The organism is Sporolactobacillus pectinivorans (assembly GCF_002802965.1).
In the GTDB taxonomy this organism is placed as follows: Bacteria; Bacillota; Bacilli; order Bacillales; family Sporolactobacillaceae; genus Sporolactobacillus; species Sporolactobacillus pectinivorans.
This window is the reverse complement of the sequence record NZ_NXGA01000001.1, coordinates 1,463,550-1,479,154: the sequence shown is the minus strand read 5'-3', so window position 1 is coordinate 1,479,154 and position 15,605 is coordinate 1,463,550. Positions and strand designations below refer to the sequence as shown.

The window sequence follows — 15,605 nt, the reverse complement described above, 5'->3', positions numbered from 1 at the left end:
CCCTTCAGGATTTGCTCCTTCGGAATCTCTATCTCACCGTTCAATTGCAGATTCATAGCCAGTCTATGGCTGTCTGGGCACCTGATCCTTGCCAGTCACATTATCTTACTGACTCATTTTCCAGTTTTTGTAAAATTCTGACGGCATTCCTTTCAAAGTAACGGGCACCATAGATTAACACACCATCGTCTGCTGTATAGTGGGCATTATGAACGCTCACATTCCCATTAACGCCAATAATGGCATAGACACCGGGGATGTGCTCCTGATAGCAAGCGAAATCATCGCTGCCCAGTGTTGGCTCAGGGATAAATACAGTCGCAAATTTACCGGTTTCGTCAGCCACAATCTCTGAAAGTCTTCTATCGTTGTTCACGGAAGGATCGCCGCTGTACCAGTCAATCTCAGCAGTTGTTCCATATGCAGCCGCTGTGTGTGTGACAATTTCAGAAAATCGTTGATGGATCATCTTGCGGTCGGTGGCCCCCAGTGTTCGAACGGTTCCGCTGAAAACGGCTGTCTCTGGTAGAACGTTCCATACATTACCGGCATTCAGCTGGGTCACGCTCACAACAGCACCGCTGAGTGGAGATAGATTACGGCTGATGATTGATTGCAGTGCGTTTACTGTAGTGGTCAAGGCGATGATTGGATCATGACCGGCTTCCGGGTGCGCCGCGTGTGACCCTTTGCCACGAAGTGTCACCTTAAATTTATCAATGGCACCCATAAAGGCACCCGAACGTATCCCGATCTTGCCCAATGAAATCCCCGGCTCGTTATGAAAACCGATAATAGCCGCGACACCTTTGAGATGCCCGGCACGAATCACCTGCAAAGCACCTTCGTTTGCTTCTTCCGACAATTGGAAAATCAGGCGGATACTGCCTCTCAGCTGTTGTTCTTCCTGCTTTAACAAGTAAGCAGCACCAAGTAGTGATGCGGTATGAATGTCATGTCCGCAGGCATGCATCACGCCTTTGTTTCGTGACTCGTAAGGTAATCCGGTTTGCTCAGTAATCGGAAGAGCATCAATATCGGCACGCAATGCAATAGTTGGTCCCTTGGCGTTATTGCCGATTTCCGCAATCACACCTGTTTTTAATGTCGTCGGCAATATCTTTATTCCCCATGATTGCAGAATTTCTTTAATATACCTTGTTGTCGCATATTCATGATCCGCCAGTTCCGGATATTCATGAAGATGATGACGAAAGTGTATCATCTTTTCTTGCAATGCTGCATGGGTTAATTTTGTCTGCATCTGATTCTCCACCCCTATCTAAACCTCTCGTGGCTATACCTGATAAGAACAGTCTAACCGGCAATTGCTTGAAATTTTTAAAAAATGAAGTTGTTGGAAATAAGCGAAATCTCCTGAGATCAACACAAAAAACAAGCCCGAAAAATAAGAACGCTTATTCCTGCTTCTTCTCATCTTTTGAACACATCCCGTGTTCCGGAAATTGACACCATACAACTAAATACTAGTTATCAGATTTCATTGGGCCAACCTCTCCGCCGCTCTGTACAAGAATTTTAAAAATTAAGTTGTTGTCACTAATCATAGATACCGGATCTCAGAGTGTCAATATTAAATTCACATTGCTCTCATGTGTTTAATATTAATTAAATTTACAGACGCCATATTGGCAAGTCGAAAAACATGGGCCATCTTACGGAGTTTATCATTTTGATGGGTTACACTTAATTAATTTTAATACACATAGTAATTATCGAATTTATACTTGTTAATATATTTTTGGGAGCGCCTCTCCTCAGAATTTTACGGTGATCAATCATCTGAGCAACGTACTGATTTCCAATGGTTGCCTATCCTCATTCGATGATCATGCCTTTATTTACTGTGAAGGTCTGTATTAACTTCGAGAGCATATTTTAGAAAAAAAAGCCGTAAATTTCATTGATTTCCCAATTCAAGAATAGTTCAAAAAGAAACATAGGCTTGAAAAAGCAATTAAACTGTTATACACTTTTCATTAATTGAACAATACTTAATGATTTACTTTCTTATCAAGAGAAGTCGAGGGACTGGCCCGATGACGCTTCAGCAACCGCCGCCAAAAGAGGGGTAAGGTGCTAATTCCAGCAGGTACAGGAGTGTGCCTGAGGGATAAGAAGAAACTTGCTGACAAAGCCTTCTTCTTTCCGAAGAAGGCTTTTTATTTTTGAGAAAAATAGTGGGTAAATCCGGCTGTCTTTCTCGAAGCTTTCCTGCATCATTACCAAACAATGAAATGAGAGGGGTAATCAAAATATGTCTGAGTACAGAGTAGAAACCAAACTGACACAAATAGGGAATGGTTTTGACGAACTGGGCGCTGTGAGCGTTCCAATCTATTTATCCACGGCCTACCGGCACAGCGGGATTGGTATATCAAAAGGTTACGACTACACTCGGACCGGAAATCCGACACGGTCCATTCTCGAAAAAGCGATTGCCGACATCGAAGGCGGAGAAGAGGGTTTTGCCTGTAGTTCTGGAATGAGCGCCATACAGCTTGTTTTCTCACTGTTCAGCAGCGGAGACCACATCATCGCTTCACGCGACCTTTACGGCGGAACATACCGGTTATTTGAGATTCTCGCCAATCAATACCACATTTTGTTCTCGTACTGGGATGGTGAAAGTTATGAGGAACTGTCTTCGCTGATTAAGGCAGAAACAAAAGCTATTTTTATTGAAACACCGACTAATCCGCTGATGCATGAGGTTGACCTGTCCCGGATTTCATATATCGCAAAAAAAAGTCAGGCGTTACTGATTGTTGATAATACTTTTTACACGCCGATTCTTCAGAAGCCAATCTCAGAAGGAGCCGACATCGTTGTGCATAGTGGCACCAAGTATCTGGCAGGGCACAACGATGTGCTCGCAGGACTGGTTGTTTCCAACTCCTTAAAGATTACTGAGAAACTGAGGATCAGCCACAATTCCTATGGACCTGTGCTTGATCCGTTCAGCTCATGGCTGTTGATTAGGGGTTTGAAAACGCTGGCTCTGCGCATGAAGCAGCATGAAGCCAATGCCAAACAGATTGTCAGCTACCTGAAGGAACAACTTCTCGTCACAAACGTTATTTATCCGGGAAAAGGAGGGATGGTCAGCTTCGAAATCAGCAAGCAATCTTACGTTGAACCCTTTCTAAAGGGTCTTAAGCTGATCACCTTTGCCGAGAGTCTGGGCGGAGTGGAAAGTCTGATCACTTACCCGACGACGCAGACCCATGCCGATATTCCTGAAGCGCTGCGGCTCAAGTACGGCTTGACTAATACGCTTCTTCGCCTGTCCACAGGCATTGAAAATTCGGAAGATCTGATTCAGGATCTGGATCAGGCCTTTCAATCACTGAAAAAGGGAGTGACGATCCATGACTGATTCTTTCCAGTTTTCTACCCGGTTGATCCGGAATACCGTTTCCGTCGATCCGCAGACGGGTGCAGCTAATGTTCCGGTCTATTTGTCATCGACTTTTCATCAAAAAGACTTCGACCACTTTGGAAAGTATGATTACAGCCGATCCGGCAATCCGACACGCGAAGCTCTGGAAAAAGCGATTGCGTCGCTGGAAGGCGGCGTCCAAGGTTTTGCCTTCGCTTCCGGAATGGCAGCAATATCCACAGCTTTCCTGCTGCTTTCCACAGGTGATCACGCCATCGTTCCGAAAAACGTCTATGGAGGGACCTTCCGGATTCTGACTCAGATACTGGGCCGGTTTGGCATTGACCATACTTTTGTTGATACTTCAAATCTCGACCAGGTCGAACAGGCGATCCGTCCGAATACAAAAGTGATTTATGTTGAAACTCCTTCAAATCCGACACTTAAAGTCACAGACATTCATGCTGTTTCGGAAATCGCCAAAGCCCATCGATGTTATACATTCGTTGACAATACATTTATGACCCCTGTCTTTCAGCGTCCGCTTGAGCTGGGTGCCGACCTTGTTTTACACAGCGCCACCAAATTTATTTCCGGGCATAGTGACGTTGTGGCCGGTTTGGCAGTCGCCGGGAACAAGGAACTGGCAGAGAAAATTTATTTTCTGCAAAATGCACTGGGTGCGGTTCTCGGTGTTCAGGATTCTTGGCTCTTGCTGAGAGGACTGAAAACACTCGATGTCCGCTTCCGTAAATCTGCGGAATCCGCCTTGAAAATTGCTTCATTTTTCTCAGCAAGGCCGGAAGTAAAAACGGTCTATTATCCCGGCCTACCCGGACATCCCGGATCCGATCTTCAGATGGTGCAGGCCGGTTCAGGCGGAGCCGTTCTTTCTTTTGAATTAAAAGATGAAGCAGCTGCACGATGCTTTGTCAATCACGTATCCCTGCCTGTTTTCGCAGTCAGCCTTGGCGCGGTCGAATCAATTCTCTCCTACCCGCCAAAGATGTCTCATGCTGAACTTTCAGAAGAAGAACGAATCAAGGCCGGCATCGGCAATGGTCTGCTCCGTCTATCGGTTGGTCTGGAAGATCCGGATGATCTGATTCGTGACTTTACGGTCGGATTAACCGCCGGCCATGAAAATGAACGGGAGACGGTAAAGGGCCTCCTTTGATACGAGTATCTTCCTGATGAAGTAATGAAGCGCCCTATAAAAAAACGGAAACCCCGAAAATCCTCGGTTATCAAGGTTTTCGGGGTCTTTATCATCACTGCTAGTCTATTCTTATGAAAATCGATATTTCCCAATAACGGTTGATATATTTCCAGACAGTTAATCTCTAGCTGACCCAGCTCAATCGCAAAGCAGATTTGCTATTCGAGGTGGCCATCGTCGAGCCATTTTTGATGGTTTTAGAGATATCATGTCTGCTAAAAAAGCTTTCATCGGCCGCGTACAAATTAGGCAATCGCAATAACCAGCACAGTAAATACGGATTGACTCACTCAATAATTTTTCTGATACAAATACAAACAAAATCACACCGTTTGCTTATGAACGGATGATTAAATGCTTACACTGGTCGAGTCAAATCAAAGATTTCTCCCAGCTTAGCGTAAGAACTTCCCGCCAGCCTGCTAACTGGTTTTAACCCTGAAGGGTCAATTCGCCCGTTCCTGTATAAATCTTCTCTAATGTGGTAATGAACGATGCGTCCGATTAACAGATCACATGAAGGATGATCTCCCGTCCCTCCAAGCGGTAAGATTTTCTCAAGAATGCACTCCATCCGAATGCTTGCTTCCTTCACTCCCGAGACATTTATCATTGTGCTATCAATGGGAGTGAGTCCGGAATATTCAATCTCGCTTTCATCCGATGGCAAAGGTTTCGCTGTTTTATTTATTTGATCAATATAGGTCTCATCTGAGATGTGAACAACAAATTCTTTCTGTTCAGCCGCATTTCTAGATGTATCTTTCATTTTTCCGCCTGATCGTTGTACTGAGACAGAAATCATCGGCGGTTCTTCTGTGACAATATTGAAGTAGCTAAACGGGGCGGCATTCAAGACTCCTGTCAGCGACTGGGTGGTCACGAATGCGACCGGTCTGGGAATAATACTGCCTGATAAAAATTTATAGTTCTCTCTCACAGAGAGAGTTGCAGGATCTATACTGATCAAAGTACGTTCCTCCCATCTTGAAACTCATTAGTCTGTGTCTTTCTTTTCTTAATGTTGATTGTTATTTAATAAAAACAGTATAACCTCTTTCGACTCATAGCAGAAATATAATCGTGTTTCATTTTGAATGCCGGATTGGATTTTTAATAGAGAGCCTCCCTTCTTTGAGTTAAATCGAGCATTTTCCTTTTGTTTCTCAAAAAAGTTGACGGTTTTTCTCAAAGGGTACAGAAAAGAAAAGTGTAAACACTGCCCGCCGTTAATCACCATTCCTTTGATACCGTCAAAATAATGAGTCAGGTTGCTAAGTTCGGCCGGATCAAACCAATATTCTTTTTCCCCCGATTAAAGTACTTTTTACCCATTTAGCTATTATTAATTTTTCTTTCTTTTAAAATTATTCATTAAAATCGTCAGTTTATACTAAGCCAATATAATCACTATTACTATCTATGAATGGTATTGATAACATTTTTCGATGGTTTTTTTACGAATATCGTGATATTATTGATTTTGAAATTTATTCCGATTAATAATATCAGAATAAATTAAACTATCAATCTAGGAGGGAAAGTAGATGAAACGGATCTCCAAGGCATTCGGAATGGTTTTTTTGGCTGTGCTATTTGTTCTATTCACTGAGACACCCATTTTCGCCAATGCGAAAGCGGCAGCGTCACCCTCAATACCTAGTGGATGGGTTGCCCATCATCCGCTGCATTTCAAACACATCTCTAGTGGAATAAAGCCTAACGTTGTTTCCAATGTTTATGACCCGTCGCAGATTAGAAGCGCTTATGGAATTAATCAGTTGAGTCAGACAGGAGCCGGCCAGACTATTGCCGTCGTCGATGCTTATGGCAGCCCGACGATCCAAGCCGACTTGAGCACATTTGATCAACAGTTTGGCCTGTCGAGTGCAAACATTACTGAGGCGTATCCTCAAGGAAAGCCAAGTACTAATGGCGGCTGGGCTCTTGAAACATCATTGGATGCCGAATGGGCTCACGCCCTCGCTCCGGATGCACAAATATTAGTGGTCGCGACAAAGTCAGCGTCCCTTACTGATTTACTCGCAGGCATTGATTATGCGACAGCTCACGGTGCAACCGTAGTTTCAAACAGCTGGGGAGGATCCGAATTTTCATCCGAAACTTCGTACGACAGTCATTTTAACCATAGCGGAATCACTTATTTAGCCTCTTCCGGTGACAATGGTGAGGGAAGCTCCTGGCCCGCAGCTTCGCCCAATGTCGTTTCGGTTGGGGGAACTTCCTTATATCTGGCAGCTGATGGGTCATACAGCAGCGAATCTGCCTGGTCGGGTTCTGGAGGAGCAACGAGTACTTACGAAAGTATTCCAAACTTCCAAACAGGCTGGTCAAATGTGGTTGGATCCAATAGAGGTATACCGGATGTGGCGTTCGATGCCGACCCAAATACCGGAGTATATGTTTATACCAGTACACCAAATCAAGGGCAATCGGGATGGTTCCAAGTCGGTGGGACAAGTTTCAGTGCTCCGGCATGGGGTGCATTAATCGCGCTGGCTGACCAAGGACGTTTGCAGCCGCTATCAAGTGCGCAAGCGTTAGGCGCTATTTATAGCATCGCCGGTCCAACCGGAAGCAGCGGCTACACGACCGACTTTCATGACATCACATCAGGAAGTAATGGTTATACCGCGAAGCCAGGTTATGATGAAGTAACTGGGATAGGCAGCCCGGCTGCGAATGACTTGATACCCCTTTTAAGTAGTTATTAAAAATTAAATGGTTACTAGATTTCTACCCAAATAATATAATCCTTTCTTGTATAAAACTATCTCAAACTTTTTAAAGATGAAGAAACTGGAGAAAGAAAATTAAATTCTCTCCCCAGTTTCTTTTAATCGTAAAATATTCTTTAAAGTATTTATTTCGAAAAATAATAATAAGTGCTCATTCTTCAAAATATATTTTATCTCTCTCCTTTAATTGCGCATCCAGTGCTTCGTCTGCAATTCTATAGGCCTCTGCGTTTTGACCTTCTTTGAAGAGAATTTCTCCTTTTAGCTTCAGGCATTTCCCTTCCCAATAAGCGTTACCGCCCAGCAGTGTTTGCGCTCTGTCAGCAGAACGTTTGGCAGCCTGCAGCTCGTTCTGATGAAAACAGATTAAAGCAGCAATATACGTGAGTTTTCCGTTCATTGAATTTTCATCGGTCTGGATATCTAATCCCTTCGCTATCCAGTTCTGCGCCTCATCATACTTATCAAGATAAACCAAGGTTAAGGAAAGCTCATAAATAACATTTTTCAGAGAAACTTCGGGCCAGCCTTCTTCCATCATTTTATAGCTTCTTAACAGCATAGCGTATGATTGGTTAAATTTTTTCAGGAAACGATAGTCAATCCCCAAATTAACCAAGCATCCCATGATTCGTTGCCGATTTTTTTCATCTTCTTCCACCTGAAAAAGCGAAAGCGCTGTTTGGTCCGATTTCAATGCCGCATTATGGTCTCCAAAGTAAGACTCCGACGACCCTTTAAGTATATAAAAGTTGCCTTCAAGATAGGTCATCTTGGTTTCTTTCATTACTTTTAAAGCCTGATTAATCACTTCAAGTCCCCTGTGAAATTCTTTCTGTCGACAGTAACAATTAGCCAAATTATAATACAGCTTTAATTGAATCAGGGGATCAGTTTGTATTTGTTTCGTTTTCGTTATGATATTTCCATATAACGCATTTTCAATGGCCAATACGTAGTTTCCGTTATTTCGGTAAGTCTCTGCCAGCTGACAATATATTTCCATTAATTCTTCAACATGATCAGGAGTTATATATAGCAAAGCCTCTTCAAAGGCATTAATGGCTTGAGTAAAATCTTTCCGTTCGAAAGCAATCATCCCTTTTTCTTTCAATAGAAGTCCGCGGGCAAATACATTATTCTTTGTTAGCTGAGCCGTTTCTGATAAAAGTTTTTCTGCCTCATTCAGCTTTTTAGCCTTAAGAAGTGCTTTGCAAACCGATATTCTCTTTTGGATAATTTCATCACTGACGGTTAACTTTATCTCATGTTGATTATGTGGCTCATCTTCCATTAAGTTTTGCACCGGCACACCTAATTTATCAGCAATGATCTGTAAAGTTTTTAGTGACGGGACGCTCCTGCCGCTTTCGATCAAACTAATCATGCTTCTGCTTAAGCCCGGTCCTGCAAGTTCCTGCTGAGTTAGTCCCAATCCACGTCGAATGCGTTTAATATTTTGAATATATTCCACAACTTTAACTCCCATTCTCGTATTTTTACTATATAATAACTTGTTAACAATTTTTTTGCACGTTTTCTTCAATAAAGTATTGACAGGATTACTTAGTGTTATTAAAGTTAAATTTATTAAGTATATTCGTCACAAAAAAACCAATAGGGGGACTTTTTATGAAAAAACTTATTTTTGTCCTTTTTCTGTTGCTTATAACATTTGCCATTTTAAATTCAAATCACTTTTTACCGGTGGTTAGTCGGACATGGCCAATTGATGGTGTTCTAAACTCCATTTCTTTTCTAAAAAGTTGACATCATTTTGCAATTGATAATAAATTAATAGAATAGAAAACGAATCACAATTATTGAATCCTGCCCATTTTAACTCTTTTTTGAATTTGTTTACGCTTCTTTGTGATAACTTCGGATTAGTTAGGTCATCGCTAAATAAAAAAAGATGTATTATCGAAGTCATCCAAACTCTGGTTTAATTCAAGCAAAAGTAGAGAGCCTCGTGGGGCTCGATTTTTTTTGCCTTTGAAATTTGATTGTTTGTAGATTGATAAACAGTTGAATTGTATAGCATAATAAGCTATATTCAATCGTAATATAAAGAAAGAAGGTTCATCGTGCGACCGCTCATTCACCCAAACATTGAGGACATTAATTTAGAACAATTATTATATGCTTTAAGTGACCCCACTCGCCTGCAAATTGTGACAAGACTCTATAATAACCAAGGAGAACAAAGCTGCTCTCATTTTGAGGATCTTGGTAAAAAGAGCAATTTGTCGCATCATTACCGGACATTAAGAGAAAATGGTCTGATCCACATACGCAGAAATGGCAGAAACAGTTTTTTATCGCTTAGAAAGACAGAGTTAAACAAGTACTTCCCAAATCTAATAGGATCTATTATGAACATTCAAAAAGAAATGAACACCGGTAAGTGAAACGTAGAAAGCTGAGAAGCAAGCCAAATATTTACATTGTGTGTCAATTTGATTCTGTCAATGTTCACCGGTTGTAAAGCCCATCAGAAGATGCTGAGATTCCCGGAAGCCCTTAAAAGGTTTAATAGAACACTATTTTTTCGTTTTCACCCATCGCTTTTGGACAATTGGTCCAACCAACGATTAAAAGTAAATTCCTTCTCCTTTATTTCAGAACATTCTGCTACATATAAAACATGATCCAAAGAATTGTAACCCCGATTAGTACTGTTCAACATGTAATAAAATAAATTAATTTTAATTCAGACTGTTAGCATTGTTGTTAATTTTGATTATTTAGAGCCTATTTTGAATCAAAAACTTTGTCAAATAACCTTACAAACATATTAAACATTTAATAATTTGTAGTATTATTATCGGCGAAACGTCAGATGAAGTATGTTATTTCTCACAAGGGTGTGACATGCAGATCATTAACTATTATGGGTATCGTTAGACACCATTGTCTATTTTAAATCGAAAAAGAAAAAATATTAGCAATTGGGAGTGTGAATTTCAATGTCTGGCACACGGACTGAACATGATTTTTTGGGTGCTAAAGAAGTGCCCGTTGATGCATATTACGGCATACAAACGTTAAGAGCTGTTGAAAACTTTCCTATAACTGGTTATAGAATAAGCGAAACATTAATACAGGCATTCGCTATGGTTAAAAAGTCTGCAGCTCTTGCAAATATGGAGATCAAACATCTTAAGCCCAAAATTGGTCAGGCAATTGTTACGGCAGCGACAGAAATTATAGATGAAAAATGGAAGGATCAGTTTATCGTAGATCCCATTCAAGGCGGAGCCGGAACGTCGATCAATATGAATGTAAATGAAGTGATCGCAAACCGTGCATTAGAACTCATGGGCCAGGAAAAAGGAAATTATGCGCTGATTAGCCCGAATAGTCACGTCAACATGTCGCAGTCGACCAATGATTCATTTCCTACGGCAACTCACCTGGCAACGATTAAATTGCTAAAAAGGCTTTTAGATTCTATGAGCATGATGTTGGTTGAATTTGAGAAAAAGGCGAATGAATTTGACCATGTGATAAAAATGGGACGGACACACCTTCAGGATGCTGTACCCATCCGGCTTGGTCAGGAATTTGAAGCCTATAGCCATGTCATTGAACGGGACATTGAGAGAATCAGACAGGCTGGCCGTCCGCTCTACAAAGTGAATATAGGAGCCACAGCTGTGGGAACAGGGCTGAATGCAGACTCACAGTACACTGAACTAACGGTTAAATATCTGTCAAAAATCAGTCATTTGCCAATTCGCCATGTAGATCATTCAGTTGATGCGACACAGAATACGGATGCCTATACTGAAGTGTCGGCTGCGCTGAAAATATGCATGATCAATATGTCAAAAATAGCAAACGATTTACGCTTAATGGCCTCTGGTCCCCGTTCCGGATTTCATGAAATCAAGCTTCCTGCCCGGCAGCCAGGATCCTCGATAATGCCTGGAAAAGTAAATCCAGTGATGGCAGAAGTGGTTAATCAAGTCGCTTTTCAAGTGAGCGGAAATGATCAGACGATTGCACTGGCTTCGGGAGCAGGCCAACTGGAGTTAAATGTTATGGAACCTGTCCTAGTGTTCAATCTTCTTCAATCCATCAGCATCATGGACAATGTTTTTCAAACATTTACAAAGAACTGTTTAAAGGGGATTGAGCCCTATGAAGAAACATTAAAGTCCTACGTTGAAAAAAGTGTTGGAATCATTACAGCACTCAGTCCCTATTTAGGGTATGAAGCATCTTCTGAATTGGCAAGACAGGCCATCCTGTCCAAAAAACCAATCAGGCAACTCTGTTTAGAACAGCATGTGCTAACCAGAAACCAATTACAAATTATTCTTGACCCATACGAAATGACGAAACCTGGGATATCGGGAGAAAAACAGCTAAATTCCTGTCTACCCATACACTAATAAAACTGCTTTTATTGAAACACTGGATAAAATACATGACTCCAACTCGCGGATGAGGGAATTGTGACGGCATGTATGGCTTAATGCTGAACAGGATGTGGCGTCCTGTTCGGCATTTATCAATTTAAAGCAAAATTCAATGGAGCTACACATTCTTAAGTAGCGTTTTCAAAATGGGGCAGTAGCATGATTCTATCCGGCAAAAAGAATTAAACTCAAAGTCAAGATACTAGGCAGCAATGCGTTCGTTAATAATTCAAACGTCAGCAATGCTCCCTTCATCTAATCAGCCAACAATCAATTTTAAACTCCCTGTTTAATAAATGGGCCTATTTCTCCGCAGCCTGCAATCATTGGAACGCGGACTTTATCAAATCATGGTTTACTTGCCTGAATTGGACATTGGGCAGTGAAAATTTGGGACACTCCATTTTTTACCGATCTATTAAATATTTTGGAGAAATATGTCGATATTTCAAATGTAAATATTACTACTAGTAAATAAAGGAGTTTTCAAATGAACAACGCCGAGTATTCTATCGAAGTTCACCCAGAAACAAAAGAAGTCAATATTGCAGTGAGCGGTAAGTTTCAAGAAAAAGATGCCCAAAGTTTTGTGCAGACCTATCAGGCAGAAGTCGGAGCCATTGATCCGAAAGACTATGACTTAATTCTGGACTGCAAATCTTTGGTTGTCGTTTCGCCTGAAATTTTGCCAATGCTTGAAGCGTGCTACAAAATGTACAAAGCGAGTGGATTTAATAAAGTTAAATTCATTACAAGCAGCGCGGTTGTCAGCATGCAATTGAAGCGCATTGCTCACCGAACAGAATTGGATAATGCTGAAGTCGTGGTTGCCTCTAACTAACGATCAGGAACAAAATGTTCTCCTTACGGTGGACATTTTTCATTTTCATGATGTTTTTTTATTAAAAACTTTTACTTTGGGAGAGATGTTATTGAATATTATTATTCGCTCTGTAGGTGCCTATCATCCAGAAACGAGCCTATCCAATGAATATTTTCTTAAACACTTTCACGACCAGGGGAAGGACATTGACCACTTTTTAACACACATGGGACGTGAAAGCCGCTACATGATCCAAAGTGACGAAGAAAATGGATTAACCATGGGCACTGAAGCGGCAAAAGATGCTTTAGCACAAGCGAACCTTATTGGCGAAGATATTGACATGATTGTGTTTTCCACACAAGTCCCTGAATACACATTTCCCACGAACGCAACATTTGTTCATCATGCCATTCAGGCAAAATCTCATACTATTATTCTGGATTCGAACGCGAACTGCGGCGGAATGTCAGTTGCTGTGGAGCAGGCTTGCAGGTACATGAAATCTAATCCAAAAGTAAATAGAACTTTAGTTGTTGGCTCGGATTACAATACACTGCTTTGCGACCCCAATGATGAAGTGACTTATTCAAACTATGGAGATGCCGCTTGTGCCGTCATTCTGGAAAAGTCAGAAACTGAAGAAGGTTTCTTGGGTTCCAGCTACTTTTCAGAGACAACCGAAACCCGTGAGAACATCATTTATCCCGCTCAAGGTCTCGCTAAGGCTCTGCGCCAAGGCAAGGGCGGCCGTTATCTTAAATGGACACCTTTTGACGGAAGCTGTGCACTTCCTCCTGCTTATCACTCAATTCAGGAATTATTGGACGAGCAACACCTGTCGCCAGAGGAAGTAAAAGCCTACTGCTTATCTCAGTTTTCACTAGCTAATATTCTCGAAATACAGAAACACTTTAACCTTACTAATGAACAAATCATTTACATAGGCGATCGGTTTGGCTATACAGGGACAAGCAGTCCTTTTCTCGCCCTCCATGAAGGGCTGCAAGAGGGACGTATTAAAAGAGGTGACTACGTTATTTTCTGGACAGTTGGAGCAGGTCTGCAAACGATCGGTATGCTGTTTAAATATTAATGTGGACATCTAAAGAAAACTTGCCTCTGGCAAGCCTTTAGGCAATGCCAGAGGCCTAGTTGCACTTACACTTTAATCCTTGAAATTTTTATACTTTCTTAAAGTGTAAGAAAAGCATCGGGATGGATGCTTTTCNAGTTGCACTTACACTTTAATCCTTGAAATTTTTATACTTTCTTAAAGTGTAAGAAAAGCATCGGGATGTTTCCGATGCTTTTCTTAGTGTGCTCGATATTCAACTCGTTTCTATTTAATCAAATGGCATAGTTACATAGTTACTTAGAGCCATCCAGTAGCAAAAATAATTGTATCACGGCACATTCACCTCTTGTAAAACTTGTAAAATAAGCAACGTGCCGAAGATGAATTGTAAAACAGCCGGTGATGACCAACGCACCCATCGTTTCCAAAATTTTCCATGCCGATTCAGACTATGCGGCAGTCATGGTTACAGAAACGACGCTTTTAAGCCTGATTGAAATTCCTATTTTGATGATGATGATTCAGGTAGGCGCTTAAGTATATCGTAAAACAGCTTTACCGACGGGCATTCAGTTATTTTCATTTACCTTCCCACTGAGACTTTTCTTCTACCAACACCTGATCAACTTCTTGTGTTGTTTATAGCGACAATCTATCCTTTGCCTTAACGGTAAAAGCAAGTGCAGTCCTAATTGATTCATCATCCGGTAATGATTTATGCCAAAACACATCTAAAGGAGCACATGCATTCTGTGCTCCTTTAGCGTACGAATCAGTTCTTTTTCATCGACAATTGAGCCCTGGGCCTCATTAACTGAGTAGGCGCTGGGTTCCATCATATTTAACACTTGACTGTCATGCTCATAAAGTGATAGCCAGCAAGATCACAACAGATGGTGTTTCCAAAAGCTGATCATCATTGAGACCGCCAAGATGATCGTGATGCCAATGGTTATTTCCCACGCATACATGTTCTTCACAAGAGGCAGTGGTACATTCATACCAAAAAAACCGGTAACAATTGTTGGAATCGTTAAAACCAATGACCAAACCGTTAAAAATTTCATCGTATTATTTAAATTGTTGTTTAAGACATTGTTGTAAGTCACTGATAAACGTTCAATGACATCGGTGGTGAGTTGTGCCATTTCAACAGCTTGTTTCGCTTCGATGATGACATCATCCAACCGTTCAGTTTCAATACCTGTTAATTGTCGAATGGGTTGCAGTGTTCTTAGCTGATTCAATGAAATCACATTCGCTTTTGACGCGGTTAACAGATACACCAGGCTTTGTTCCAAATCAGATAACGCCAATAAGTTGGGGGTTGTTGTTTGATGCCGAAGCTTCTCGGCCACGGCTCGGCGCTGCCGGTTAGTCACCTCAATATCGCCGAAGTAATCTTCCGAAAGCTGGAATAAAAGTTCAAATAAAGCGAGGTAACGTGAGCGATGTTCGGTTAAAATCACGCGAATTTTATCAGCAATAAATGCTGTTTGGTCACTCAAAAATGAGAACATCTGACCATCCGTTATAATCAATGCAACCGGAGCTGTCTCGTAATGCTGATCTACCAAACTTGGTAAAACAGCGTTAAAAATAATCAATAACGTATGCGTATAGGTGTCGTATTCCACGCGGGCACGCTCGTTGCTATCGAGCGCATAATTCAGAATCTCATCAGCTAATTGCGTTCTTAATTCGCTTAATTCGCTTTCCACTGGGATGGTCACAATCACCCAGGTTGATTTTTGATCTATCAAAAACCGTTCGATCATTAATATTCTCCTCCAAATGAAGGTGTCACTAAGGGTTGCCTTGCCCGCAACTTCTCTCTTAAGAGAATATCATTGTCCCAAAGGTTTTTCCAACACTGAGACTGACGGACTATGATCA

General features: G+C 41.4%; 12 protein-coding genes and 2 riboswitches. Of the genes, 7 read left to right on the top strand and 5 right to left on the bottom strand.

Annotated features, from left to right (window positions below; genetic code table 11):
* Positions 1–100: 100 nt before the first annotated feature.
* Entirely contained in the window at positions 101–1,264 is a 1,164-nt protein-coding gene (locus tag COP04_RS07130) for an amidohydrolase (RefSeq protein WP_100487335.1), read from the bottom strand.
* A 167-nt stretch (positions 1,265–1,431) separates the two neighbouring features.
* Positions 1,432–1,537: riboswitch (SAM riboswitch) on the bottom strand.
* Positions 1,538–2,028: 491 nt separating this feature from the next.
* Positions 2,029–2,141: riboswitch (SAM riboswitch) on the top strand.
* A 137-nt stretch (positions 2,142–2,278) separates the two neighbouring features.
* Between COP04_RS07130 and COP04_RS07125 the strand changes: the two genes are divergently transcribed.
* Positions 2,279–3,400 (top strand): PLP-dependent transferase, encoded by a 1,122-nt coding sequence (locus COP04_RS07125; protein WP_100487334.1) that lies wholly within the window; start codon positions 2,279–2,281, stop codon positions 3,398–3,400.
* Positions 3,393–4,580: a cystathionine beta-lyase gene (gene metC / locus COP04_RS07120; protein ID WP_100487333.1), complete on the top strand. Its 1,188-nt coding sequence runs from the start codon at positions 3,393–3,395 to the stop codon at positions 4,578–4,580. The genes COP04_RS07125 and metC overlap by 8 nt, the downstream gene beginning before the upstream one ends.
* A gap of 400 nt (positions 4,581–4,980) precedes the next feature.
* On the opposite strand, the gene COP04_RS07115 is transcribed toward metC, so the two are convergent.
* On the bottom strand, positions 4,981–5,592 hold the full coding sequence (locus tag COP04_RS07115) for a flavin reductase family protein (protein ID WP_100487332.1): 612 nt from the start codon (positions 5,590–5,592) through the stop codon (positions 4,981–4,983).
* A gap of 577 nt (positions 5,593–6,169) precedes the next feature.
* Between COP04_RS07115 and COP04_RS07110 the strand changes: the two genes are divergently transcribed.
* Entirely contained in the window at positions 6,170–7,357 is a 1,188-nt protein-coding gene (locus COP04_RS07110; RefSeq protein WP_100487331.1) for a S53 family peptidase, read from the top strand.
* A gap of 175 nt (positions 7,358–7,532) precedes the next feature.
* On the opposite strand, the gene COP04_RS07105 is transcribed toward COP04_RS07110, so the two are convergent.
* The gene (locus COP04_RS07105; RefSeq protein WP_157800221.1) at positions 7,533–8,855 is read right to left on the bottom strand and encodes a helix-turn-helix domain-containing protein; all 1,323 of its coding nucleotides are present in this window, start codon (positions 8,853–8,855) and stop codon (positions 7,533–7,535) included.
* A gap of 613 nt (positions 8,856–9,468) precedes the next feature.
* Between COP04_RS07105 and COP04_RS07100 the strand changes: the two genes are divergently transcribed.
* The 4 genes from COP04_RS07100 to COP04_RS07085 all read left to right on the top strand — a co-directional run bounded on the left by COP04_RS07100 (position 9,469) and on the right by COP04_RS07085 (position 13,727).
* A complete protein-coding gene (locus tag COP04_RS07100) occupies positions 9,469–9,792 on the top strand; it encodes an ArsR/SmtB family transcription factor (RefSeq protein ID WP_100487329.1) in 324 nt (107 codons plus the stop codon).
* 558 nt (positions 9,793–10,350) lie between these two features.
* Positions 10,351–11,781, top strand: a complete 1,431-nt coding sequence (gene aspA, locus COP04_RS07095) for an aspartate ammonia-lyase (RefSeq protein ID WP_100487328.1) — start codon at positions 10,351–10,353, stop codon at positions 11,779–11,781.
* Positions 11,782–12,298: 517 nt separating this feature from the next.
* Positions 12,299–12,649, top strand: coding sequence for a hypothetical protein (locus tag COP04_RS07090; RefSeq protein WP_100487327.1), 351 nt, complete (start codon positions 12,299–12,301; stop codon positions 12,647–12,649).
* Between the two features lie 85 nt (positions 12,650–12,734).
* Positions 12,735–13,727, top strand: a complete 993-nt coding sequence (locus COP04_RS07085; protein ID WP_100489577.1) for a ketoacyl-ACP synthase III — start codon at positions 12,735–12,737, stop codon at positions 13,725–13,727.
* A gap of 713 nt (positions 13,728–14,440) precedes the next feature.
* On the opposite strand, the gene COP04_RS20735 is transcribed toward COP04_RS07085, so the two are convergent.
* Both COP04_RS20735 and COP04_RS07075 read right to left on the bottom strand, forming a co-directional pair.
* Positions 14,441–14,557, bottom strand: a complete 117-nt coding sequence (locus COP04_RS20735) for an NAD(P)-dependent oxidoreductase (RefSeq protein WP_162297083.1) — start codon at positions 14,555–14,557, stop codon at positions 14,441–14,443.
* Between the two features lie 36 nt (positions 14,558–14,593).
* Positions 14,594–15,487, bottom strand: a complete 894-nt coding sequence (locus tag COP04_RS07075) for a magnesium transporter CorA family protein (protein ID WP_100487326.1) — start codon at positions 15,485–15,487, stop codon at positions 14,594–14,596.
* Positions 15,488–15,605 lie beyond the last annotated feature (118 nt).

Coding starts and splice junctions, on each gene's coding strand:
- COP04_RS07130 (WP_100487335.1), bottom strand. CDS start 1,264: ATGCAGACAAAATTAACCCATGCAGCATTGCAAGAAAAGATGATACAC.
- COP04_RS07125 (WP_100487334.1), top strand. CDS start 2,279: ATGTCTGAGTACAGAGTAGAAACCAAACTGACACAAATAGGGAATGGT.
- metC (WP_100487333.1), top strand. CDS start 3,393: ATGACTGATTCTTTCCAGTTTTCTACCCGGTTGATCCGGAATACCGTT.
- COP04_RS07110 (WP_100487331.1), top strand. CDS start 6,170: ATGAAACGGATCTCCAAGGCATTCGGAATGGTTTTTTTGGCTGTGCTA.
- aspA (WP_100487328.1), top strand. CDS start 10,351: ATGTCTGGCACACGGACTGAACATGATTTTTTGGGTGCTAAAGAAGTG.
- COP04_RS07090 (WP_100487327.1), top strand. CDS start 12,299: ATGAACAACGCCGAGTATTCTATCGAAGTTCACCCAGAAACAAAAGAA.
- COP04_RS07085 (WP_100489577.1), top strand. CDS start 12,735: ATGTTATTGAATATTATTATTCGCTCTGTAGGTGCCTATCATCCAGAA.
- COP04_RS07075 (WP_100487326.1), bottom strand. CDS start 15,487: ATGATCGAACGGTTTTTGATAGATCAAAAATCAACCTGGGTGATTGTG.